Here is a 25,367-nt window from a genome sequence, read left to right on the forward strand (position 1 = left end):
AGTCTACCATAAATCAAGGAAAGAGGCTCAGCCGCTAAGAGCAGTGTTCATCTTGTAACCCTTTCATTCGCGGCATTAAATTTTAGTGTTATAGCGGCTTTCAGCATTCTCATGTCACGCTCGCTGTCCAAATAAAGCTGTTCCGCTTCTTGCTGCGTGATCCTCTCGAACCGAAAACGATCGCCAGGCTTTAGCTGTGCAAAAACAGGAATATCGACCGTTGCGACTTGCGCAATACGTAGATAACCGCCCGTTGTCTGTCTGTCCGCCAGCAGCACGATCGGCTCTCCGCCAGCCGGCACTTGGACCGTTCCGTTTGCGACAGCCTCCGAAAGCAGCTCAAGCGGCTTCGCGAGCGTCAGCTTCTCCGTTCCTTCGAGCCGATATCCCATTCGATCGGACTGTGCGGAAATCTGGAAGCTCTGGCTAAATAAGCTCGCCCGGCTTGTCTCTGTAAACAGCTCGTAATGCGTGCCCGTCATCGCGCGAATGATCGGGTCCGCTAGATTGTCCGCTATCGCAAAATGACTCGCATGCCAGAGCGGCACCGCAACGCTGCCAGTACATCCCCGGCGCAAAGCATGCTCCATTCGCTCTGACAGCAGGCTCGGCGCCTTAGCTGCCAGTACATCTCCTGACTTTAATGCCCTTCCGAAATAACCTCCGATTGCGCCGCGCAGATACGTACTTTTGCTTCCCATGACCTCCGGTACATCAAATCCGCCCGCAACGGCGAGATAGGAGCGGCAGCCCGATTGGCAAGCTCCGAATTTCACGTTCATTCCCGCGCGAACGAGTACTGGTCTCCATAAGGGCAGCGTTTCGCCTCCAGCGGTAACAGACATACGCGCGCCGCAAATAGCGAGCAGCGTATCCTTCTCCATAAAGAGCTCCGTTCCGGTAAGTGTAATTTCCAGCACTGCCTCACTTTCCTCGTTGCCGACTAACAGATTAGCCGCACGCGAAGCTCCCGTATCCATAGCCCCGCCGGCGACTACGCCGTATTTTTGATACCCATGCCTTCCGAGATCTTGTACAGTAACGAGCAAGCCGGGACGAACCACTTTTATAGTCATAATTCACCTTCTAAATAAAGCTTGTACTGCCGCTCCGTTATCGGCTTAAATTTAATCAAGTCCCCCGGTCTAAGCAGGCTGGGAATTTCGTCCTGAGGACGAAATAGAGCAAGCGGCGTTCTGCCGATCAGCTGCCAGCCGCCCGGCGTTGCAACCGAATATATGCCCGTTTGCTTGCCAGCTATGCCGATGCTGCCCTGGGGAATGATCGTCCGGGGCCTCTGATGTCTTGGCGCGGCAATCCGCTCAGACATTCCTCCCAAATAAGGAAAGCCTGGCGCAAAGCCGAGCATATGGACCAAGTAGCTGCCACCAGCATGTATAGCGATCACTTCCTCCTCCGGAAGTCCGTTAAGCTCAGCAACTAGGCTAAGGTCAGGACCGTACTCTCCGCCATAGCAAACCGGAATTTCAATCGTTCTATCCGCCTGATCGGAAGAGTGCAGCTGCTCTAAAAATAGATATGTCTGCACTCTCGCGCATACCGTTTCAAAGATTGTAGCATGCTGAAGCTCGGCTGCAGTGCGGCTTCTCTTCACCAGCAGCGGTTCATAGTGGATCGCCGCCGAGACAAAGGATGGGACGCATTCAATGAACCCAGCAAATGGTTTCCACTCCAAACAGCGGCTTAAATTCATGACCGTTCGGTTCGTTTCTTCGTCAATGGAGCTGCCTAAACGGATAATAATGGCAGAGTCACCAAGCGGCAGCATTTCAATAGGAGCCTGAGGTTCCGTTGCAGCCTTCTCCATGCTCATACACCCGCCTTCTGAACAGATATGCTCGCTGCCTCTAATCCCGCCCGCAGTCTTATGACATTCTCTACTGCGCCTGGCGTATCCCCATGCACGCATACCGTATCCGCCTTCAAAATAACGCTATGATGCTGTCTCGATTTGACCTCGCCATCTCTGATCATGCTTATCGTCTGCTCTGCAGCGCGAACAGGATCAACAATAACAGCACCTTCCGTCCCTCGCGGCGTTAGTGAGCCGTCCGACTCGTAGGTTCGGTCTGCGAAAACTTCATGAATGGTACGCAAGCCTATAGCTTCGCCTGCGTGAATAAGCTCACTGCCCGCTAATCCGAACAGCATCAGACTCGGATTAACCTTATATATTGCCTCTGCTATCGCATCGGCTAACGGTCTGCTCTTCGCAGCCATATTATACAAAGCGCCATGCGGCTTCACATGCGCGACGCTTCCGCCTTCTGATTTGGCAAAAGCATACACCGCACCCAGCTGATAAACCGTCAGCTCATATGCCTCCTCCGGCGTTATGGCCATCACCCTTCGGCCGAAGCCTGCCAAATCCGGCAGCCCCGGATGCGCTCCAATGGCTACATCATTCTCTAGCGCCATCTTAACCGTGCGCCGTATTGTCGCTGCATCTCCAGCGTGAAAACCGCAAGCGATATTCGCTGAAGTAATATATTTCATCAGCTCGTTATCGAGGCCAGCTGTGTAAACCCCAAAACCTTCACCCATATCGCAGTTTAAATCCACGCGAAACATATGCTCTCCCCCGTCTGCTCGCCTGCCAAAGCTAGCTCTATTTCCAAAATTATATCAAATTTCAGCTCGAAAATAAGCAACCCTATCCTCTGCGTATCTCCAACATAAGGCTAAAATACAAAAAAAAGAAGCAGCGCCGGTCCAGCGCTGCTTCTTTCATATTATTTGTTTATTCCCCGCCCATAAATACGTAACGGCCAATGATAAGCACCGCTAGAATCCACATGAGCCAGTGAACCTTGTATTTGCCTTTGCCTGTTACATTAGCAACCGTTGCAAGCAATACGTACGATACGATACCGAACGAAATACCGTTTGCAATGTTGTAAGTAAGCGGCATAAGTGCAAGTGTCAAGAAGGATGGAATCGCATAAACCATATCTGAAAAATCGATATCTTTTACCGATTGCATCATCAGCACGCCTACGATAATGAGTGCAGCAGCTGTAGCCGCGCCTGGAACAAGCGCAACGATTGGAGACAAGAAGATAGCAAGCAGGAAGCAAACGCCTGTCGTTACTGCCGTTAGGCCTGTACGTCCGCCTTGCGCAATACCTGCAGAGCTTTCTACGAATGCGGTAACTGTACTTGTACCAAGCACCGCGCCGCCGCTGACGCCGATCGCATCAACGAACATCGCTTTACCTACACGTTTTTTGCCCTTTTCAGCGTCCTTCATGTAGCCCGCACGGTTTGCTGTACCAACAAGCGTACCGAACGTATCGAACATTTCGACGAAGGTAAAAGTCAGGATAACCGTTACCAGTCCGACTTCAAATACGCCTGCAAAGTCAAAATGCCAGAAGTTCATTTTGGAGAAATCAGGCACCCATGTTTGACCAGTGAATGCTGCTTTCACATCAACATGACCCATTAGAATAGCAATAACAGTCGTACCAAGAATACCGAACAAAAGCGCTCCCGGTACACGCAGTACCATCAGCACGCCAATAAGAAGCAATGCAATCACGGTAAGTACAACCGTTTCATTATGGAAGCTTCCCAGTTGAATAACGGTTTCGGAGCCGCTAACTGGTGTGAATTGGCCTGCTTTAATGTCTGTGAAGCTTGATACTGCGATTGTCATAATGCCGCTGTTTTTCAATCCGATAATGGTGATGAACAAGCCGATACCGACTGTGATCGCATGCTTCAAGCTGTCTGGAACAGCTGTGATAAGCATTTGGCGAATTTGGGTAAGCGTCAATATGATAAAGATAATACCTGAAATAAATACTGCCGTTAGTCCCATTGCTGGTGAGATCGGAGTGTCCGTTGACGCCGATGCGATAACGACCGATGCAAAATACGCATTAAGACCCATACCTGGTGCTAGCGCAACTGGGAAGTTAACGAACAAGCCCATCGCGATGGTGAAGATACCTGCTGCTAGTGCCGTTGCAAGAAACACGGCAGTCCAATCCAAGCCAGCTGGCGTTAGTATGATTGGATTGACGGCTAATATGTAAGCCATCGTCATGAAAGTCGTCAGCCCCGCCATAATCTCTGTTCTGACATTTGTTCCGTGTTCCTTTAAGCGAAAGAAACGTTCCATTTTGATTACAAACCTCCCAAAAATGTGGTGGAACAAACAAAGAAGCCTAGTAAAAATGCAATAGATCGCATTTCTCCTAGGCTCTGCAAAAAGGGGAAAAAGATACCCGCTGGACCGCTGCGAGCTTTTTCCGCCAATTTCGTAGCCTGATCATTTACGGTGACCGAGTAGAGACTCTCAAGCCGATTCTTGAGATTATACGAAAAGATATGCTGTTGTTGTTTTCCGATTTCAATTTTAAAGAGAAGTTGCCCATTTTGTCAACAACTTTTACGAACGTTATTGGCAATACATACGTATAACATTCGTTTTTAGCAAACATTTCTAATATTCTACCTTTTTTTGACGAGTGAACGGTACATAAGAAACAGGAAGTATGGAGCTCCAATCAGCATAATGATGAGCCCGGAAGGAATCTCCTTCGGAGCCATTACCGTTCTTCCGATCGTATCCGCAATTACAAGCAGCAAGGCGCCGAGCAGACCTGACAAGATGATCGAGCGCCTTGTGTGATGTCCGACCATCATCCTTACCGCATGCGGCGCCATCAATCCAAGGAAACCAATCGTTCCTACGCTCGCCACCGCTCCCGCAGCAAGCAGCACGCCAATGATCATAGCCCAAAGCCGTGTACCTTTGACCGGTAAGCCAAGACCTGTCGAGCTTTCATCTCCGAAGGCGAGCAGATCAAATTTCCTGCTCAAATAATAGGCCGCCGGTACAAGAATAAGCAGAAAAATGAAAATGCTGTTAAAATGGCTCCAGCTTCGGCCATACGTCGTTCCCGTTAGCCAAACAAATGCCGTACTGCTCCATAGGCTTGCCTTTACGATCATCGCCTGAATGCCAGCAGCTCCGATGGCGGACACCGCGATGCCAAGCAGGATGAGAACGGATGGGTTAAGCGATTTGCGCCAAGCTAAGAAAAATACAACAGCGGCAGCTAGAGCGCCGCCTGTAATAGCGGCAATGGGCAGCGCGAAGATCGGCAGCGTTGGCCATGCAACGAGCACGACCAAGGCGCCAAAGCCCGCACCCGAGGTGACGCCGATAATAGAAGCATCTGCGAGCGGATTGCGAACAGCGCTTTGAATAAGCACGCCGCTGATTGCGAGCGCGATGCCTCCCCCTGCTGCAACGAGGGTGCGCGGAAGCCTTAGATTCAGCAGCACTGAGTAGGAATCGTCTCCTGCTCCGAAAAGGCTTCTAAGCAATTCCATAATCGGTATTCTTGTTCCGCCGAGCGACAAGCTAACGAGAATGACCGCAGCCAGCAATACGGTCATGGCTATGGCAGTCGGTGCAAAACGCAAGCGGAATGGAGCTCCTCCAATGCTCATCGACGACTGCCCTGAGCCCGAACCGGAAATATTTTTCATCTTGGTAAGCACCAGCCAAATAAGCCAAGGCGCCCCGATAATCGCCATGACGGCGCCTACCGGCATTTCGCCGAGACTGCTTCGTACCATGCGGGCAAGCACATCCGCTGCCGTTATGAGCAGCGCTCCCCAAAGCGCGCTCGCAGGAATGAGCAAACGATGATTTCGTATGCCGGAGAGCCTAACCAAATGCGGAGCTACAAGACCAACGAAACCAATCGGCCCTACGACGCTGACCACGATGGCTGCCATAAATACAGAGAGCGCCAGCCCTCCCGCCCGGGTTAAGCCTACGCGCTGCCCTAAAGAGCGAGCGGTCGATTCATCTAGCTCAAGAGCATCAAACTTGCGTCCGGCAAGTATCGCAATGACGAGCAATGCCGCCACAAGCGGCCAAGCATATTTCACGCCGCTCCAATCAAGCTGAATTAACGTGCCTCCGCCCCAAAGAAACAACGATTGCGTTTCCGTCGCTTTAAAAATATGAATGGCCGACGTAAACGCACCGAGCACCATCGAGACGATCATCCCCGATAGCGCTAGCCGAACCGGCGTTGCCGCCCGCCCGCCGCCAAGAAAATAAGCAGCGAGTGCCGCAAGGAAACCTCCCACTGCCGCCAGCAGGAAAGGTGCCTCATGCTGCAGTGCAGGAAAAGCGACCATGCCGAGTACAACCATAAAATAGGCTCCAGCATTAATGCCCAGTGTATCGGAGGCCGCAAGCGGGTTTTTCGTTATCGTTTGCAATAACGCTCCTGTCGCCGCTAACGCAGCTCCCGCTATAATGCCGATAACGGTCCGCGGCATTCTAATATCCCAAAGCAAATTATGCTCCATCACATCCTGCCGATGAAGCAAGCCGTCAAATACGACTGCTGCTGGAATCTTTGCTTCCCCGAAGCAAAGGCTCAGTATGAACAGAAAGAAAAGGGCGGCAAGGCCGCCCCCAAATATACCAATCCTTCGCCAAATCATACCCAATGAGGCTTCTTTATTTTGCTTCTTCATGAGCTCGCTCATTTCGTTAATGTATTTACGACTTGGTCTACGATGACTTTGGAGGAGATCGGACCGCCGAACACCCATGTCGTGCTGTCGAGAGCAAACGTACGTTTTTCTTTCACGAAATTAAGACCGTTCCATACCGAATTGTCTTTCAGTGTGCCTGAAAAAATGTCGTCATCCTTTTGAACGATATAGATCAGGTTCGTATCTTGAATAGCCGGCAGCGCTTCTACCGTCGAAGTAGTAAAGCCATACATTTCGAACTGCTCCGGTTTCCAATCGTTTTTGAGGCCAATTCGATCCAGCGTTTGAACCGCTAGCGAATTATCCATGAATAGACGCATCGTTGCAGCATTCTGATAGCTGAAGGCTTGCGTCAGCACATAGTTCAGGCCTTCTTTGCCTGCTGCAGCAAGCTTCGTTTTTGCATCCGCATAATGCTGATCCAGATCGGCAAGTACTTTGTCGCCTTCTGGTGTTTTGCCGACTGCTGCCGCAATAGATTTGAATATATCGATCATTTGCGTGTATTGGTCGCCTTTGCCTTCAGCCGGATAAAGGCTGAATAGCAGCGTTGGCGCAATGCCCTTCAGCTGATCGTAGATCGCTTCGTGGCTGTCCGTAATGCCAATAATGAGATCAGGCTTCAAGGCTGCGATCGTCTCAAGGTTTGGCTCGTGGCGGAAACCAACGTCCGTCACGCTTGCGTCAAGCGGCGCCTCTCCTGTTACCCATTGCTTATAACCCTCGTTGTCCGCGCTGCCTACCGGCTGCAATCCAAGGGCAATCATGTCCTCTGTAAACGTCCACTCCAGCACAACAACCTTTTGAGCCGGCTTCTCAAGGGTAACCTCACCTTTCGCATCCTTCACAACAATCGGACCATCCGCTTTCGCGCCAGCGTCGTTCGTAGCAGGAGCGTTAGTGCTTGCCTTGTTTTCTTCCTTGTTATTCGCCGCATTATTCGTACCGCAGCCTGCAGCCACCACCATTACGACGATGGCCATAATCAAACTCATTAATCGTTTGTTCATTATTTTCTTACCCCCTATTTGTTTAAACCCTGCTTCATTCGCTGGGTTGATAACTAATCCCATTTTAGTGATAATGATTATCATGTTCAAATGCTTTTGTTATCATATAATCGATAGCACTAGATGTCAATGTAAATATTTTGTATTTCCAGCTAACTCCCGATGTGAAATCAATAGTTAATAGCAAGCCAAAAAAGGGCGGGAGCTATGCTCCTGCCCTTTCTGCCAACTGCTTTGCAGCCTAGTTTATTCTTTGAAAAAATTCGGCAAATACTTTTTGTTTGCCTCAAGCATTTCTTCAAGCAACGCCTTAGCCACCGCTACGCTTGGAACAAGCGGGTGATGAACGAGCGCTTGCAGCGCGATCCCTTTATCTCCGCTGATTGCAGCTTCAATAGTTAGCGATTCATACGTTTTTACAGCATGCATAAGACCTTTAATTTGCTCTGGAACACGCTGCAAAGGCAGTGGAATCGGGCCTTGAGCCGTAACGACACAGTTAACCTCGATGCTTGCATCTTCAGGCAGAAAATCAATAATGTTCCCGTTTCTAACGTTCAACGTCTGAATATCACGTTTGTCGGTATATAGAGCATGCATCAAGTTAACAGCTGCCTCAGAGTAGTAAGCACCGCCGCGCTGCTCAAGCTGCTTTGGCTTCTCCGTCAAATTAACATCCTTGTACAGCTCAAACAATTCCGTTTCGACCCGGCTTACAACTTCTGCGCGCGTGCCGTTTTTCTCTAGCGAGTCTTTCATATCCGAGAGCATCGAATCCGTCATATAGAAATAACGGAGGTAATACGTTGGTATCGCGCCTAATGAGCGAAGGAAATCTGCATCCCAGTCAAACGCGGTTACGTTTGTAGCTGAATAGTCGCGACCGGCTCCGATCATTTCGTCCAATTTGTCCTCACCGTTTACATAAGCGGCTGTAACCCAGTGCAAATGATTGATCCCTACGAATTCAGGCAATACTTCACTCTCGCTAACGCCATACTCTTTAGCAAGAAACTTTTGAAAGTTAATTGGTGAATTGCATAGACCAACTGTTTTTACTTTGCTGTATTTTTGAACCGCTTCAGTTACAATACCTGCTGGATTCGTGAAATTAAGCATCCATGCATTCGGCGCAAGCTCTTCAATATCCTTACAAATGTCCAGAATAACAGGTACAGTACGAAGCGCTTTAAACATGCCGCCTGGTCCAGTCGTCTCTTGTCCAATTACACCATGTGAAATAGGAATATGCTCATCACGGCGTCTTGCTTCCAGCAAACCTACCCGCATTTGTGTCGTTACGAAATCTGCACCAGCGATCGCTTCACGACGGTCAAGCGTTAGTTTCACTTCGATTGGCAGGCCAGCTTTCTCTACCATCCGCTTCGCAAGCTCGCCAACGATTGCCAGCTTATGACGACCTTCTTCGATATCAACAAGCCAAAGCTCACGAATCGGCATTTCATCATACTTTTTAATAAAGCCTTCTACGATTTCTGGCGTATACGAGGAACCGCCGCCAATGACGGCGACCTTTAGTGGTTTTTTGGACATGTGAATGAGCCTCCCTTAAATGTTTAAACTAGTTTTAAAATGTAATTTTTCTAAGTGCTGCGTCTACCGCTTCATCAATTACAATACCGCTGCTATCCATCGCACTCATTACTGCTCCAATAACGGGATCGACCGTCAATCTGACCGTACGCGCTTGCGGCGAAACCGCTACAACTGCTTCACTGATTGCATCGACCATATGTGTAGAGCCGCCTCGCGACATTACGCTGCCAGCAAGGACAACATCGAATTTTTCTTTTTCCATGCCTAGCCGCTTAATCAAAGCATTTACAGAGTTCGCATGCTCACGTCCAGCCTCCTGCAAAAGACGAATCGCTACTGCATCACCCAGTGCTGCTGCCTCAAACATAACCTTCGCAAGCTCATGGGACGGACGTTTGCCGTTGTCCAGCGCATCATCGTACATCTCTTGAATCGTGTGATACCCAAGCCGCTGGGGAACCATTTCGCTAAGAAGCGTCGCTTGCTCTCTGCCTTCCCAAGCACGAATTGCACTCCGGAAAGCATGGATAGCCAGATCCGTTCCCGAACCATGTCCATCCCCGAATAAATAACCAAAGCCGCCGTATTGCAGCTCTTCACCTTGCGGGTTGCGGGCAGCAGCGTTAAAGCCAGTTCCGCTAATGATGACCGCTCCGTATGATCGGTTCGTCCCCGCACGCATACCAATCATGGTGTCGCATGCTATCGCGTGATTTTTATAGTCAAGTGAAGCAATCATCGGTCTTAAAATTGCATAGTCAGGCTCGCGATCTGCTCCAGCAAGTCCGAAATAGGCAAATGTCACCTGATCCTTCGTTACGCCGGCATCCTGAAGCGCTTGCTGACAAGCGTGATCTATGCTGTTTTTTGCTGCTTCAAAAGCGGTTTGGTGATTTCCATTTCCGCCGAGGCCTCTGCCAAGTACACGTCCTGTCTCATCTACGAGCAGAGCATGTGTCTTGCTGCCTCCTGCATCTATACCAAGGAAAATAATATCGCTCACACTCCTTATTTGTACTTTCTTCTATTTTAAAATAAAAAACATCGTTCTTCTAATGAAAAAGAACGATGTTGTAATACTATCTTACTGTCTTTTAGGATCGCAGCTCGGATGGGAGCTTCCCCACATGCTGCTTGAACAGCCGATTGAAATTAGATAAATTGCGAAATCCGCATTCAGCTGCGACTTCAATAATCTTTTTGTCTGTGGATTCAAGAAGATAAGCCGCCTGTGACAGCCGCATCTGTATCAAATAATCCATGGGCGAGGTCCCAACAACCTGCACAAACAACGTGCTGAAGCGCGATGGACTCAAATGCGCAGCCTCTGCGAGCTCGCCAAGCGTCCATGGATAGGATATATCAGCCTCGATGTCATTCAGCACGCCTCGAATCGTTTCCATACCCCGCACATGCTGCGCTCCCGTTTCGTTATTTTTTGCAAAATAGCGATTGACGAATGCAAGCAATTGAATGAGCTTCGCCCGCACCACCACTTCAAAATGCGGCTCCTTCAGCTCGAACTCAGCAGACATATCCTTAATAATGCCGCCAAGCTCTCCCAGCTTCGGATGCTCTCGGTCAAGCACATGATCAAATCTTAACCCAATATCCCGAAATGGAATAAGCAGCTCCGCATCGTAGCGCTGCTCTAAAGCAAGGTAAGACGAATCAAACATAATAATGCTCATGACCAGCTCCTCTGACTCAAAAGCACGGTGCAAATCATTGGAATGAATAAGTACGATGTCTCCTTGCTGGAAGTCATAACGGCTCCCGTTGATCAGATAGTAGCCGCTCCCCTTCTGTATGTAGTTAATTTCGAGCGCTTTATGCCAATGCAGTCTTTGAAAGGTCGGGGAAACCCCTACAGATTGCGAGATCATAATGGGAAAAGCTTGCGGAAGCTCGATCCGATCTTCGCTGATTGAAGGATATAGGTTCATTTGATTTATTCTCCTTAAAGTTTTGCGAATGCAAAACTACTTCGTAAGCATGGGCTTAGGTTTTCGTAGAAAACCTACTTCGTAAGCATGGACTTAGTTTTGCGAATGCAAAACTACTCCATAAAAACAAGTTAAAATTTACTATTGTTCTCATCAAAGATTATAGCAGAAATCAGCGTCTTGACGACATCTGTAAGCATTTGGTATTGTATAACCATCGGTTAGTAACCAGTGGTTACTAACATAAAGAGGAGTGAATGATCATCGCTACTAAAAAAGAAATACGCGCAGAGGAAACAAAACGCGCCATCATCGCCGCAGCTGAGAAGCTGTTCGGGGAACGCGGATACGATTCCGTTTCAATAAGAGAAATTGCTAAGGAAGCCGGCTGCTCTCATACTACGATCTATATTTATTTTCAAGATAAAGAAGCGTTGCTTCATGCCTTATCTATGCAGCCCTTACAGCTGTTAAAAGGTGAATTAGACACACTTGCAAAAGACGCCCTCCTATCCGCTGACGAGAAGCTCAAGCGAATGAATGATTTGTTTATTCGGTTCTGCTTAAACAACAGAAGCATGTACGCTATATTTTTTGAAGTTAAATCCTCCCGTGTCGATGAACTGGAGCCTGAGCTAGAAATCAATCGTGTTCGTAATCAAATGTTCAACGTTATCGTCCAGCTTTTGAAAACAAATCTTAATTTGCCTGAGGGCGAGCAGCTCCTAAGCTGTTCACGCATTTATTTCTATATGCTGCGCGGGATTGTTGGCACCTATACGCATTCGGAAGAGAGTGTGGACGCCATTTTCAGCCGACTCTCCACTACCTTTGATCATGCCTTTGAAGCACTCCTAATTGGATTCGACAAGCAGATAAACGAAAGAAGGATTGATACATGACTTTTTATTGTTTCTCTTTCTATTTATCGTTGTATGTGGCTGGCTTGATGCACGAATTGAACGAAAGGTGGCGAAGTAAATGCTGGCTGGACATTTTGGACTTGCGGCCATTGTAAAAGCGATGGAGCCCAAGGTACCCTTGTGGGTTTTGATGGCAAGCACGCAGTTTCTCGATATCGCGTTTATCCCGCTGCTGCTCACAGGGGCAGAATCTATTGATAAAATAGGCGACGGAGGTTATGGTGAAGCTGTTATCCATGCTGACTATACGCATTCTCTGGCTGGAGCTTTGCTAATAGCGATTGTTGCTGCTTTAATTTCATGGCGTATATGGAATAAGCGAAGTGCAGCCATCATTGGCTCACTGGTCTTCAGCCATTGGTTGATTGACCTGCTTGTGCATCGCAGCGACATGCCGCTCTTGCCCGGAAATTTCGGCGATTTTCCTCTACTCGGCTTCGGACTGTGGAAACTGCCGGCAATTAGCGCCATATTAGAGCTGTCCCTAGTTCTAGCGGGTGCCTGCCTATATATTTGGTCCATTAAGAAACGAACGGCAAAACAAAACCATGCTGACTCCTCTGCCCCTGTACCATCGAAACGAACCTATGGTGCAGGCTGGATCACGGCGGTATTCCTAATCCTGACGTTTGCAGCCGATTATTTTTCACTCTAAGACACAGCTCATACAAAGCCCAAAACCATCGCGAACCAGCCAGCAGGCTGATACGAGAGTTTTGGGCTTTTTTCATTATTTTAAAATTCCGCTCATTTTCTCGATTGTTCCACTTGACAAAGTATTCCATTCGAGATACATTACATATATCAAATAGATATATCAAATTGATACATTGAGGAGAACGACAATGATTGAGCTAGTTACTTTAGGAATGCTGATGCAAGGGAAAATGAGCGGATATGATATTAAAAAAATAACAGAGCAATCGATCGGAATCTTTTACAAAATGAGCTATGGAAGCCTGTACCCCGGACTTAAGCGTCTAGTGGAAAGTGCATACGTGACAGAAGAAGAAACGAATGACAGCAAAAACAAAAAGATGTACAGCATCACAAGCGAAGGGCAGAAGCATTTTATGCAGTGGCTAAGAGAACCCCTTCAATCGAACAAACGGGAGTATCTCATTAAAATCTTCTTTTACGATTACCTTGATGAGCCTACGAAAAAACAAAACTTAATGGCGTATCAACAAAACATCGCGCGCAACATTGCTCAAATGGAGGCTGTTCAGTCCATCGTGTCCAAGGAGCTGGAGCAGCTCGAAGATAAAAACGCCTATTATTACCGCGTATCTGTCATGCATTACGGCTTGCATTTTTTTAAGATGGAAAATGAATTTTTAAAAAAAATAATCGAAAAAGAGGAATTCTAAATGAATACAACGGACAGCTTTACAGTAAAAAGGCCTATTGTTGCGCTTATTCTAATCGAGCTTATGCTGATGATTTTTGTAGCCGGCGGCAGCGCCTATGTATCGATTGCTGAACTTACGCATCCACTCGCTCCATTCCTAGGCTTTATTCCAATAGCATTATTTCTAGTGCTCTATATGACGGTAAAAAAACGGTGGAGCACCTTTTATTTCAGCGGTGTTTCCAAGCTTACAAAGCAGCAATGGCTTGAATATCTTCCTCTGCTGCTCGTCTTAATCGTCTTATTGATCGCCAACAAAGGCTTTCAACCCGCTTCCTTCTCGTTTTTCGCTTATATGCTGTTGTCGCAGCTGTTCTTAGTAGGATTTGTAGAGGAAACATTGTTCCGGGGAGTGATGCTGCGGATTCTAATGCCAAAAGGTAAAACGACAGCAATCATCGTCTCCAGCGCGTTGTTTGGTGTTACACATGCTTTGCAGGCGCTTGGCGGCCAATCGCTAGAGGACACTCTTTTACAAATTGGATATGCGTTTATTTTGGGCTTTGTATTAACGATGCTGGTCGTTCGGAACCGCGCCATTCTGCTCACAATCCTTTTCCACGGCTTGCACAATTTCCTTAACTTCACAGGCAATGATCCAGGCACACATCTATACGACTATCTCGTCATCGCTATTCTTGCCATTCAATTAATCTGGCTGCTTTCTTCCTCCAAAAAAAATTCGATGAACACAAACACCATTTACACCTAATATGAAGGGCTACGTGAAGAAGAAAAGCACCAACCAACCGAATGGTGGTGCTTGAACTTCATTTTATTGAATTAGCAATGTCCACTAAAACATCAGCTGTTACCTTATCCTCTACACGTTTATCAACCGACAATATATATTGCCAACCATTTTTTTCAAAACGCAATACATCAAACGCTGGAGGTCTATCACCTAATGTTGGGGTCGTACCATAAACAGCTTTCTCTCCATTCTCTAACTCGTATATGCGGATAACATTGCTTTTACGTGGGAAGCCTTTTCGGTGTCCAGAAGGATTTACCCATACCATGTAATGATTATTTGAACCTTGAAGCTCATTAAGGTACTCGATTTCAAAATAGTCATTTACACCATTTACACCACCATGTTGATTACATCTTGCCAAATGGTGAGTAAACGGAATTGGCGGCAGCTTAAAAGGCAATTTAATCTTTTTTCTGAAGTGACGATTACATTCACTTAATGCATCTTCAACTGTTTTATAGCCACCATATTCAAAGTACATCTTTTCAAAAGGCACACGCTCGTCACTTGATGGCTTTTTGTTATAGGCATATGTAGTTGAGCCAATCATAAAAGTGAAAACGATTATAAGCAAACTAACCCTCTTTATCATCGTTTGCCTCCTTGTAATCTTTTTTTCATGTAGCCTTCCCCAAGATCACAATGTCTAACTACTCTTTTCTAGAACAACATCTATGCGTGGGCTTCCTAGACGCACTCATGAGTGAGCATGAAAAAGCACCAGCTAAGTACATTTCAATTTAGTTCTTTGATCAAACGAAAAAAAACTCCCTTCTATTTGCTGAATAACACAAATAAAAGAGAGTAGTTTTTTGTAATCAATTAATTCCAATCTATTCCCACTCGATTGTAGCAGGCGGTTTCGAAGTTACGTCATAGACGATACGGTTAACGTTGTCTACTTCATTAACGATACGTACGGAGATTTTCTCAAGCACATCCCAAGGGATACGTGCCCAGTCTGCTGTCATTCCGTCGATTGAAGTTACGGCGCGGATACCGACTGTGTACGAATACGTACGAGCATCACCCATTACGCCTACGCTCTTCATGTTCGGAAGCGCAGTGAAGTACTGCCAAATTTCACGGTCAAGACCGGCTTTTGCAATTTCATCACGAAGAATCGCATCCGATTCACGAACGATATGCAGCTTGTCCTCTGTTACTTCGCCTAGGACACGAATCGCAAGACCCGGACCTGGGAATGGCTGACGCCATACGATAGCTTCTGGAAGACCACATTCTTCGCCGACTTTACGAACCTCATCCTTGAATAGTGCTTTAAGAGGCTCGATAAGTTTAAACTTAATGTCCTCAGGCAAACCGCCAACATTGTGGTGAGACTTGATCGTTTGAGCTGTAGCTGTACCGCTCTCCACGATGTCTGTGTAAAGTGTACCTTGTGCCAAAAATTCAAAGTCATCCAGCTTGTCCGACTCTTCTTGGAACACATAAATAAATTCGTTGCCGATAATTTTACGTTTTTGCTCTGGATCTTCTACGCCCTTCAGCTTGCCAAGGAAACGCTCTTGCGCGTCGATTTTGAGCACTTTCATATCGAATTTGCCTACGAATGTTTCCATAACGCCTTCAGCTTCACCTTTACGGAGCATGCCGTGGTCGATAAACATACAAGTAAGCTGATCGCCGATCGCTTTGTGAAGAAGAATAGCTACAACAGAAGAATCTACGCCGCCAGAAAGCGCGCATAGCACTTTTTTGTCGCCAACTTCGTTACGAATATCACGAATAGCATCTTCAATGAACGATTCCATCGTCCATGTGCCATCACAATCACAAACATTGTAAAGGAAGTTGCGAATCATTTCATTACCGAATTCAGAGTGACGAACCTCTGGGTGGAATTGAACGGCAAAGAATCCGCGGTCTGGATTGCTCATCGCTGCAACAGGAGCATGATCCGTGCTTGCATCTACTTTGAAGCCTTCAGGCAGCTCAACTACGTGGTCGCCGTGGCTCATCCAAACGGTTTGAACTTTATCTAAGCCAAAGCCGATTTGCGAACCTTCCACAAATTCAACTTCTGCTTTTCCGTATTCACGTTTGCCAGCGCGCTCAACCTTACCATTAAGCTGATGCGACATCAGCTGCATACCGTAGCAAATACCGAAAATTGGAATGTTCAAATCATAAATCGCAGGGTCAACCATTGGTGAATTTTCTTCATAAACGCTTGCCGGTCCTCCCGAGAATACGATACCCTTCGGCTGTAGTTCACGGATCCGTTCTACCGACGTGTTATACGGCAATAGCTCGCTATATACGCCCAAATCACGAATACGGCGTGCAATAAGTTGGTTATATTGTCCTCCAAAATCGAGTACAACGATGATTTCATTTTGCTTAGTCATTACCGAGCCTCCCTCAAATTATGTAGTAATTATATATAAGGCTGTTTAAGCGAGTCAAGGCAAAGCGGAGTGACAATTCATTGAAGTAAAAATGTAACCGCTTATCTGCTTGATTATAGGCTTATAAATAGAATGTTATTTAATGTGCCAAGTCATACGGAATAGTGGAAAAAAATATGAGTAGCTGCAGGCTGCTGCTTCATTTCATCCACCCTTTTTTCATGCGGATGCCTAAGTTAAGGGCAGATTATATAGTAAAAACGCTTGGTAATTCTGCAACTATGCTTATTGCGAGTGTTTCAACAACCGCTTGAGAAAATAACGGGAAAAGCTCCTGTTAAAATGTCTCATAATGAGCTTTTCAGCGAATTAACAGAAAAAACTCCCGTTAATTCTCGAGAAATAGCCATCATCAGCCAAATCATCAACAATTAACGGGAGAAATTCCTTCTATTGCAGAAAAAGCTCAAAGGTACACCATATTAACGGTAGTTTTTCCAGCTAAACTGCGTTTCATTTTTCGTTATATAAATCGACTTAAAGCTTAGCCCTTTAGGAGCCAAAATGTATCATCGTCTCCTGCAACTATTTAGGAGCCTTGACTGGCATGTCGCTTCTCTTCTGCTTTTGCAGCTTATCCGCGGAGTGCTTCTTCACTTTCTGAATCGGCTGCTTGTCCAGCACTCGCAGAACCGTCCGCAGTGCAGAAGGAGTAGGTGCACCCGGCCAAGGACCAGGCGCAGCAAAATGTGCTTCCTCAAGCCAGCTTGTAAGCTGGCGAAGCGCGTCCTGCTGCTCCGCACCGAGCGTCGGCTCAGCGGCGCGCGCATATTCACGCGCCGTCTGCCCCGGCGCCTGCACGCCGAAACGGCGCTGCAGCAGCGGCGCTAACGCGCTGCTCACAGAAATGAAGCTCGCGCGAATCCGCCCATCGGCGTCGCGCGGCGTTTTTCCACTGCGCGGCGCCATATCCGCCGCGCCGCCAGTGCCAGTGCGCAAGCGCGCGACCGCCGCTGGCGCTGCATCCATGTCCGTCACAGGTTCATGTGACGGATAGGGCGCGGCTGCGCCGGCGAGCTTCGCGATGCCGGCGTGGGCCGCGCCATAACGGCGCAGCGCCAGCGAGAGGCGAAGCCGCTGGTGCTGCGCCGCAGCAATGGCCGCGGCCGCGAGCGCTAGCGCGGCCGCGCCTGCGGTAACTACAGCGGCGGGCGATGCCGCCGCTGCGCTCTTTGCGGCGCTTTGCGCCGCATGCACGAGGGCGTCAGCTCCTCGTGCAATGGCTGCTGCCGCCGCCTCGAATGAAGCAGCGAGCCGCGATAAGCTGGACTCGCTAAGACCGCTTGCTCCGGTTGCCGCTGTTCCTGCTGCGCCCATCGCTGGAGCAGCAAGCTGTCCGTCCACAGAACCGACGGACGCGATAGTCGATACATCGCTGAATCCCGGCGTCGGATCAAAGGGCACCCAGCCTGCGCCTGGGAAATATACTTCAACCCAAGCATGCGCATCTGAGCTTCTAACCTCATAATCCACCAGCTTCAAACTATTTTCAGTTGTTTGCCCAGCACGATTACTTTCTGCGCTTTGCTGTCCACTCTTCATATTTCCTGTACTTATATTTAGCGTTCCTTGCTTCCCGCTATCATGACTCCCACTACTCAGCTGTTCATTCTTCATACTTCCTGTACTCGTATCTATCGTCCCTTGCTTCCCGCTATCATAACTTCCACCGCTCGAACTCAGCGAGCCTATCTCCGCACTCTCTATCCCTTCAGTACCCGCTTCTTTATTCAAATTATCAGTGTTACTTACCGCGCTCTCACCCACTGGAGTGCCCGAAGTAAAGCCTTTCACCCATCTAGCGGGTATCCCTTGCGAACGAAGCAATACGACCATGGCTGTGGAGAAATGCACACAATAGCCCTGCCGCTGCTCGAAGAGGAAATGATCGACGAAGTCGCTTCCTTCCGGCGGAACTGTACTGTCCTCCAGCGAGTAGGTATAGCTCGCTTTCAAAAAGTCCTCGATCGCCTTCACCTGATCGTAGCGGCTTGTAACCCCGCCGCCGGCAACCTCAGCAGCTAATGCAGTTACGCGGCTTGGCAGACTGCTCGGCAGCTGCAAATAAGGCTCAAGCTCCGCAGCACTTTCTACTGTTGCCGCCTGCGCTCCGTCACCTGTCGATAAATTATCGTCAGCGGTACTGCTCAATGCACGCAATTGTGCTTCATCCGTTATGGAGAGCACACTCTCTATTGTATATTTCTCAATTTTCGCTGTATCCGATTGTGCGTATAAAGAGTCTTTATCCGCATTGTATACGTAACTCCCAAGCTTCCTGCGCGGATCAGCTGCAACAAGCTCTGTCACATTGCCAAAGTGGCCTGATGCAAAGAGCGGCATCCCCGCTGTCAGCTTAGACCAAACTACAGTTTGCCGAATGAGCGGACCCAGCTGCTTATTCCCAGCTTCTGCTGCCGCCTCAGTGGAGGCTGCTGCATCGGAGCCTCGTATAGGAAGCAAAACAGAGCTGCCCGCGGTATCAATCCAGCCCCGGCCGTCGTACACCTGCTTTGACTCCCCGCGCCAGTATGCTTTTTCAGTGGAGCTGCCTGTAAATAACACGCTGTTATCCTTTTGTACAGGTGCTCCCAGCACGCCGTCATCAAAGCCATAACCCGTAAATGCACTGCCTAATCGTTCAAATCCAGTTTGCCCCATTACATGGATAGAGCCTTGCTGATTACCAATAGACTGAATGGTTTGCTCTAAACGATCATTAAGAGAGGCAGTCCAGCTAGCAGGCGGCATCGTTTCACCTTTCCCGCCTGCAAACAAAAGACCGCAACCAAGTATCGTAAGTACAACAAAAACGGAGCTTGATAACCAGCGCATATCAAGACCTCTAAGCTTGCCGGCACCTGTATTAATCATTCGCTTAACACGCGGTACAGAGACAATGGCACCTAGCAGGAGCCCTTCTGCCACGGTTCGCATTAAGCCTCCCATCACATCCATACCCAGCCAGACATGCAGCGTAATCAAATAAACTAGCGTGAAGCATGCGATGCCAAGAGCGGTCTGCCGCATCCATAATAAAGCCTGCAATGCAGGTGCAAGCATCGCCCAGCCTATAAACAGCAGCAAAGTCCGAAGTTCTCCGGACATTGACCACAGCCCATTTTCTATAATCAGAACGAAATGGTCTCTCAACATGCCTGGAAACGCAAGCAGCCATTGCAAACTGCTTTGATCAGCGCTTTTATAAATCCACATGAGACTTAATATGCACAACAAAGCATTCATAATGAACGAAAGTGCCATCGGCAAACGAAACAGCCCTGCCAGCAGCACCACACCAATAACAAAAATTAGCGGGGCAGGATTATAAATAGCCGACCACTCACCTGCATTCACCCAAGGCAGCAGCCATTCCGATAGCAGTCCGAACAGCAGCAATGTTGTGATCAATCGGTATTCAAACGATTCCTCAGCCGCTTCGCCTCGCAGTAAATTATGCTCAGCTTTCAGAGGTTTATCGCTCCTCCCTACTACATCGCTTTTAAGCAAGCTCATGATTGTCGCCTCCTTCCTCGGCGTAAGGGAGCGTGTTCATACTCGAAGGGACATGCAGCCACGTCACTTTGACGCCGCCTCTTTCCAACCATTTTTGTTGTTCGCGCATAGCGAAGGTAGGTACATTGCTGCGTGTAATAATAAATAGTTCCAGCCTGCAGCCTTGCTCGCCTGCGAATCCGGCAAGCTCTCCCCAGCTCCGGCCGCCTCTCCAATCCGCAGTAAATACAAGTATCGTACTGCCACGTGCTTGCAGGTTTGATTCCTCGGCGAGTCTCCCAGCGAGAGAGCCCTTTCCATCCGCGCAAAGCAATGCCATGGCATGCAGCATCTCTGATAAATCAGACTGTGTTCCTCCATCAACAGATGATTGCATGACAGGAGAACCTTGTCCAAGCAGCAGTGTCACAGCGTGGCCGAGTGAAGCAGACTGTGCTAGTGCAAGCGAAGCCCAGCCTACACAAGCATCAAACAACCGATCGTCCTGCCCATAAGCCGAAGCAAGCGTATCGACAGCAATAACTGTTTTGGCTGGCCGCTCTAAAGGATGGATTTTGGTCTGTAAGCCGCGCCCTTTAGCTGCACTTCGCCAATCCAGATGACGCAGCGAATCTCCTTCACGATATGGACGGCTGTCTGGTCCAAGTCCCGCCGCACTCACCGCCGCTTTGATTTCCTCCCGACCCGCATCTCCTAGGTGATCCGTACTTGGATCAGCTGTCAAAGATTGCACAGCATATAATGCTGTGCCTCTTGCACGTTCCGCTTTATGTACCTGATCGGCATGGGGCAGTCCTGGCAGCACTACAAATTCTCCTGCGGTATATAAACGTTTATGGATCGCTGACAAGCCGAGCCAGTCCCCCACAGTAATCGATATAGGCTCGAAGGGATAACGCCCGCGCCGTAAGTTATGGAGAGTATATCGGTAGTTCATCTCTTGGCGGAACATTGGCATTAGCACCGAGCGCACGCTTATTTTCGTATTTTCAGATGAGCTTTCATTACTCGTCTCATCAGAAATAGCTATCCATACAATAGGTATGAGCAAAGAACGCTTTATTCTCAGGCTAATTTCGAGCAGCCCGCCTTCTCTTGTCATTTCTTGCGGCATCATCCTCATTGCAGTTAATCCCTTGGCAGCCATAATAGGCGCAAGCCCGCTAATGATTATAATCATGCTGAATACGGACAGCATAAACCACTCTACTGCACCGCCCCGCATCATGACAGCTGCCAAGCTGCTTGCCCAGCCTGCCGTAATGATACACCAAGCGATCCATCTCGTACGATATGGATAAGCTAGTTGATCCCATTCCTTGTTTACAAGGACAGCTTCTTTTATTTGTACCGTCGCTGCTCTTTGCCCGCTCCTATCAAGCGGAGCTGCGCTGTCACCCTCTTGAGTATAAGTCGTCGTATCAACAGCCTCATTCTCCGGCGTTCCGCCTTGCAATAATTCATCTTGAAAAGGTGCATTCATCGGCGCTTCCCGCTTCCTACTGCAGCAGGCATCGGACATTCACGTATCGTCCGTCTCATAACTGCAGCTGCATCAGCACCAGCCGCAGTCGCGTTAAAACGCAAAGACAAACGATGCGGAAGCACAGCATCAGCTGTCGCTAGCAAATCATCTGGTATCGCAAATCCGCGTCCTTCCATATACGCATTCGCCTGTGATGCCCGCAGCCAGTCGCGCAGAGCGCGTGGGCTTAAGCCCAGCACAACCTCAGGCGCACGCCTTGTCGCATCGGCTATTTGCACCATATATTCAAGCAGTGCCGGATGCATGTGAGTCTGCCTTGCCTCAGCCTGCATTTGCAGCCATTCCTCCGTAGCAATGACAGGACGAAGCCGTTCGGGTTCAATTCGATTGCCATTCGCGTATTGCTCGAGCATCCGCTTCTCTTCCGATGAGCCGGGATAACCAATCGTCAGCCTCACCATAAACCGATCCAATTGTGCTTCCGGCAGCGTGTTTGTCCCCTCGAAGCTAAGTGGGTTTTGTGTAGCTATGAGCATAAAAGGAACCGGCAGCTTGCGGGTTTTCCCTTCTACCGTCACTCGTCTTTCCTCCATAGCCTCCAAAAGCGCAGACTGCGTGCGCGGCGACGTTCTGTTAATCTCATCAGCAAGCACCACATTGCCCATAATCGGTCCAGGCCGATACACAAGTTCACTCGTCCGTGCATCAAGCACGACTCCGCCAACAATATCAGCCGGAAGCATGTCGGACGTAAACTGTATTCTTTTAAAATCTCCACCGACCGCTCTAGCAAACGCCTGAGCGAGCAATGTCTTGCCAACACCCGGCACATCCTCTAGCAAAACATGTCCTCCAGCCAGAAGTGCAGTTAGCGTATTTCGAATGACCTGCTGCTTGCCTAGCAATACACTCTCTACCTTTACTAGCAATCGATGCAGCAGCACCTGTGGTGCTTCCGGCCAATGACTATAACGTTCCTCTTTAGCATCCTCAGAAAATTGGGGAGAAATCATCGTATAAATCGCCTCCTGAAAAATAAATCTATCTATTTTTCAGTGTCCCCAGCTTTCTCTCACTTTAGACCTGCTAGAAACCTTTCTATTACTCCGTTATCCAAATTTCCCGATCGGTATCGTTGTACACATATCTTGTTATCGCAATTCCAAGTTTTTGCAGCGTCTCACGCACTGGAACTACGATCTGCTTCTTGTGCTCATCCATCACAGGTTTCTCCTTGCCGGATTTCTGCGGCAACTGGTTTGTACTTACGTACGATTCTATGGAATCAGTATTCAGCTCAAGTTCCGTGCTGTCTTCAATCCATTCCACAAGCTTTTGCAGCGACACTTCGATGGCGCCGTTTTTTATTCCGTATTCGCTTGACGCAAGCACGAGACTTTTCTCGCCACGATGCAAAATTAAATTTGGAACCTGCTTTTTTGTTAGGGCAGACAAGCTGCTCTGACCTAGCTTCTCCGAAAACAGAGTGAGCTTATCCACTTCCTGCTGCGTGACCTGCTTTCTGCTCCACTTGAGTTTGCTTGCCACCCTAAACTGAATAGGTTCAACCTGATCCGTCAGCTTAGCAAATGTGTACCCTTTATCTTTGTAATATTTAATGATGGACGGCAATGCCTTAACAGACTCTGCATGGCCTGCACTGTCATGAAGCAAAACATTCAGCTTGTTTGCAATCTTTGAGCCTTTAATCGTCGTCATAATCTCGGAGGCCGGCACGCCCTGCCGCTTTGAATCTCCACTGTCTACATTCCAGTCATGCACCTGATAACCTGCCGCTTTCATCGCATCAAAGTATCCCTGATCAAAATTGCTATATGTGCCGCCCGGCGCGCGAACTAATGTAGTTCTAACCCCAGTTGTACGATAGATAGCTTGATCCGTTTTCATCACCTGATCAGCAAATTCAGCAAAACTTCCGTATAAACGATCATATTTATGGTCGAACGTATGATTGCCAATCCCATGTCCTTCCTTCACGATCCGTTTAACTAATTCCGGCTGCTTCAGCACATGTTCACCAAGCACAAAAAAAGTCGCCGTGATCCCTTCCCGCTTCAAAATATCCAGCACCTGCTCTGTATTCTTACTAGGTCCGTCATCGAATGTTAAATACAAAATCTTTTGATCTGATCCTAGTGAATTGGCTTTAACTCTATCATTTTGCGATGAAGCAGCAGGTGACGACTTGCCTTGCTCCAGCTTTTTCCCGGTATCGTAAGATGCCTGCACCGTTAGAAGCGGCATCGCCTCATCATTCGTAACCGCAGCAGCGGCACTTGCCTGTACGATCTTCTGATCACTTGCAGCATCGTCTTTATTCACTCCAAAAACATCAGGCTTAAACAAACCAAAACAAACAACTAGTATACAAATCACTACCCGCCACATCCGCTGCATTCACGCTGCCACCCTTCTCTACCTATGAATAATAAACTGAGTCATTCTGATAGATTATATGAACAGTTGAACTGGTAAATGACTATGCTAGTCAATTTCAAATGTCAGCTTCGAATAAAACATGAAGACAGCAGTGCGCAACTTATTGTGGTGCAATCGCGTCTTCATTCCATATATATTCCATTTAATTGAAATTTAGGAGAGTGATTGAAAATGAAATGGAGCATTGCAGCAGTTATTTTGGTGTTTGCACTTTTGCTGCCAACCACAGTCAGTGCGGCATCTCAGGCAAGCTATGAGTTTAATTGGGATTCCGGCATTCGCTCATATGGAGGAGCACTCGTAAAAAATGGCGTTACATTCGTATCAATGGATAGTGTCGGAGGCGGAGCGGGGCTTGAAGTGAAATGGGATAAAGCGGGCAAACGGGCTCAATATGACGGGTGGAATAAATCGATTGCGGTGCGACTAGGCAGCAAAACAGGCATACTCGATGGAAAAATGGTTAAGCTCGAAAGCGCACCATTTTTGTATGAGAAAAATGTTTATTTGCCTGTCCGTTTCGTTGTCGGGGCACTGGGTGGGGATCATATTACGTGGGACGCCAAGAGTAAGACGATAAAGGCTGATCATCTCAAAACGTTCAAGCAATATATCTACTCATACGATGGATTAACTTACACCGTAGAGCCTAAGAAAGGCATTGTCTACGTCACAGACGGCAAGGGTGTGAGGCGAGAGCTCGCAAAGCTAGGTGAATCCATACATGAATATTTGACATTCAAATTTCAAAAAACACCGGGCGGACTGCTCGTACTTAACCTAGAAGATAACTATGGTGAACCGCATCTTCACAATCAGCTATTCACGCTCGTCATGAAAGGCGGCAAAGTCATACAACAGTCCAGCGTTTATTATTTCCGTCGATTGGAGCAAAATGTGACTCTAGCAGACGGCCAATTGCTGCTGAACGATGGAAATACTTTGCGTCTGATTAAAGACGGCACCGGAGAAGTCATTGAAACGATTGATTTGGTTAGCCTAGGCGGAGAAGATGACAATTATTTTATTGAGTATTTTGACAAGGATGTCTTTCTCTTGCGCGCAAATAAAAACGGCATTTTAAAACTTGTGAATAGAGAAGGCATGACGACTACAGTGCTTTACAAAGAATTATTGGGTGCTAAGCAGCAAGAATATGTAGAAACAAATGATCTTCCTTATCTCGGCGATTACCTAAAGTTCATCAAGCGTGAAGGCGATATTTTGTATTTCAAGAATGGTTTCCCGTATGACAAGGATAATCAAACCTATAGTTTAAGCCTTTCGTAATAAAAAGGAGCTTGTCGGCAGAGA

Annotated in this window: 20 protein-coding genes and 1 riboswitch; of the genes, 5 read left to right on the forward strand and 15 right to left on the reverse strand. The window is 47.9% G+C overall.

Annotated features, from left to right (window positions below; all coding sequences use genetic code 11):
* Window positions 1-47: 47 nt before the first annotated feature.
* The 9 genes from AB4Z45_RS03615 to AB4Z45_RS03655 form a co-directional block, all read right to left on the reverse strand.
* A complete protein-coding gene (locus tag AB4Z45_RS03615; RefSeq protein ID WP_441907952.1) occupies window positions 48-1,076 on the reverse strand; it encodes a biotin-dependent carboxyltransferase family protein in 1,029 nt (342 codons plus the stop codon).
* A complete protein-coding gene (pxpB, locus tag AB4Z45_RS03620) occupies window positions 1,073-1,828 on the reverse strand; it encodes a 5-oxoprolinase subunit PxpB (RefSeq protein ID WP_441908233.1) in 756 nt (251 codons plus the stop codon). Before pxpB ends, AB4Z45_RS03615 begins: the two co-directional genes overlap by 4 nt.
* A 2-nt stretch (window positions 1,829-1,830) precedes the next feature.
* On the reverse strand, window positions 1,831-2,592 hold the full coding sequence (locus AB4Z45_RS03625; protein WP_441907953.1) for a 5-oxoprolinase subunit PxpA: 762 nt from the start codon (window positions 2,590-2,592) through the stop codon (window positions 1,831-1,833).
* 169 nt (window positions 2,593-2,761) lie between these two features.
* Entirely contained in the window at window positions 2,762-4,147 is a 1,386-nt protein-coding gene (locus AB4Z45_RS03630) for an NCS2 family permease (RefSeq protein WP_441907954.1), read from the reverse strand.
* A gap of 122 nt (window positions 4,148-4,269) precedes the next feature.
* A riboswitch (purine riboswitch) is annotated at window positions 4,270-4,370 on the reverse strand.
* A 109-nt stretch (window positions 4,371-4,479) separates the two neighbouring features.
* Window positions 4,480-6,534, reverse strand: coding sequence for an iron ABC transporter permease (locus AB4Z45_RS03635; RefSeq protein ID WP_441907955.1), 2,055 nt, complete (start codon window positions 6,532-6,534; stop codon window positions 4,480-4,482).
* Window positions 6,535-6,542: 8 nt separating this feature from the next.
* The gene (locus tag AB4Z45_RS03640) at window positions 6,543-7,565 is read right to left on the reverse strand and encodes an ABC transporter substrate-binding protein (protein WP_441907956.1); all 1,023 of its coding nucleotides are present in this window, start codon (window positions 7,563-7,565) and stop codon (window positions 6,543-6,545) included.
* 246 nt (window positions 7,566-7,811) lie between these two features.
* The gene (locus tag AB4Z45_RS03645) at window positions 7,812-9,119 is read right to left on the reverse strand and encodes a 6-phospho-beta-glucosidase (RefSeq protein WP_441907957.1); all 1,308 of its coding nucleotides are present in this window, start codon (window positions 9,117-9,119) and stop codon (window positions 7,812-7,814) included.
* Between the two features lie 34 nt (window positions 9,120-9,153).
* A complete protein-coding gene (locus AB4Z45_RS03650; RefSeq protein WP_441907958.1) occupies window positions 9,154-10,125 on the reverse strand; it encodes an N-acetylglucosamine kinase in 972 nt (323 codons plus the stop codon).
* A 91-nt stretch (window positions 10,126-10,216) separates the two neighbouring features.
* A complete protein-coding gene (locus AB4Z45_RS03655; protein ID WP_441907959.1) occupies window positions 10,217-11,068 on the reverse strand; it encodes an AraC family transcriptional regulator in 852 nt (283 codons plus the stop codon).
* Window positions 11,069-11,325: 257 nt separating this feature from the next.
* Between AB4Z45_RS03655 and AB4Z45_RS03660 the strand changes: the two genes are divergently transcribed.
* The 4 genes from AB4Z45_RS03660 to AB4Z45_RS03675 all read left to right on the forward strand — a co-directional run bounded on the left by AB4Z45_RS03660 (window position 11,326) and on the right by AB4Z45_RS03675 (window position 14,114).
* Window positions 11,326-11,970: a TetR/AcrR family transcriptional regulator gene (locus AB4Z45_RS03660; protein ID WP_441907960.1), complete on the forward strand. Its 645-nt coding sequence runs from the start codon at window positions 11,326-11,328 to the stop codon at window positions 11,968-11,970.
* A 79-nt stretch (window positions 11,971-12,049) separates the two neighbouring features.
* Window positions 12,050-12,646 (forward strand): permease, encoded by a 597-nt coding sequence (locus AB4Z45_RS03665; protein WP_441907961.1) that lies wholly within the window; start codon window positions 12,050-12,052, stop codon window positions 12,644-12,646.
* Window positions 12,647-12,836: 190 nt separating this feature from the next.
* Window positions 12,837-13,361, forward strand: coding sequence for a PadR family transcriptional regulator (locus AB4Z45_RS03670; RefSeq protein WP_441907962.1), 525 nt, complete (start codon window positions 12,837-12,839; stop codon window positions 13,359-13,361).
* Window positions 13,362-14,114: a CPBP family intramembrane glutamic endopeptidase gene (locus tag AB4Z45_RS03675; RefSeq protein ID WP_441907963.1), complete on the forward strand. Its 753-nt coding sequence runs from the start codon at window positions 13,362-13,364 to the stop codon at window positions 14,112-14,114.
* 58 nt (window positions 14,115-14,172) lie between these two features.
* Here AB4Z45_RS03675 and AB4Z45_RS03680 read toward each other — a convergent pair whose 3' ends face one another.
* From AB4Z45_RS03680 to AB4Z45_RS03705, 6 genes are all read right to left on the reverse strand, one after another.
* Entirely contained in the window at window positions 14,173-14,751 is a 579-nt protein-coding gene (locus tag AB4Z45_RS03680) for a hypothetical protein (RefSeq protein WP_441907964.1), read from the reverse strand.
* Window positions 14,752-14,992: 241 nt separating this feature from the next.
* Complete coding sequence (gene guaA, locus AB4Z45_RS03685) at window positions 14,993-16,531, reverse strand: glutamine-hydrolyzing GMP synthase (protein WP_441885164.1); 1,539 nt, start codon at window positions 16,529-16,531, stop codon at window positions 14,993-14,995.
* A 585-nt stretch (window positions 16,532-17,116) separates the two neighbouring features.
* A complete protein-coding gene (locus AB4Z45_RS03690) occupies window positions 17,117-20,107 on the reverse strand; it encodes a DUF4129 domain-containing transglutaminase family protein (RefSeq protein WP_441907965.1) in 2,991 nt (996 codons plus the stop codon).
* Window positions 20,094-21,590, reverse strand: a complete 1,497-nt coding sequence (locus tag AB4Z45_RS03695) for a DUF58 domain-containing protein (protein WP_441907966.1) — start codon at window positions 21,588-21,590, stop codon at window positions 20,094-20,096. The genes AB4Z45_RS03690 and AB4Z45_RS03695 overlap by 14 nt, the downstream gene beginning before the upstream one ends.
* Window positions 21,587-22,606, reverse strand: a complete 1,020-nt coding sequence (locus AB4Z45_RS03700) for an AAA family ATPase (RefSeq protein ID WP_441907967.1) — start codon at window positions 22,604-22,606, stop codon at window positions 21,587-21,589. The genes AB4Z45_RS03695 and AB4Z45_RS03700 overlap by 4 nt, the downstream gene beginning before the upstream one ends.
* Window positions 22,607-22,694: 88 nt before the next feature.
* Complete coding sequence (locus AB4Z45_RS03705) at window positions 22,695-24,011, reverse strand: polysaccharide deacetylase family protein (RefSeq protein WP_441907968.1); 1,317 nt, start codon at window positions 24,009-24,011, stop codon at window positions 22,695-22,697.
* 213 nt (window positions 24,012-24,224) lie between these two features.
* Here AB4Z45_RS03705 and AB4Z45_RS03710 point away from each other — a divergent pair, with 213 nt between their 5' ends.
* On the forward strand, window positions 24,225-25,343 hold the full coding sequence (locus AB4Z45_RS03710) for a copper amine oxidase N-terminal domain-containing protein (protein WP_441907969.1): 1,119 nt from the start codon (window positions 24,225-24,227) through the stop codon (window positions 25,341-25,343).
* Window positions 25,344-25,367 lie beyond the last annotated feature (24 nt).

The organism is Paenibacillus sp. MCAF9 (assembly GCF_052114265.1).
Lineage (GTDB): Bacteria > Bacillota > Bacilli > Paenibacillales > Paenibacillaceae > Pristimantibacillus.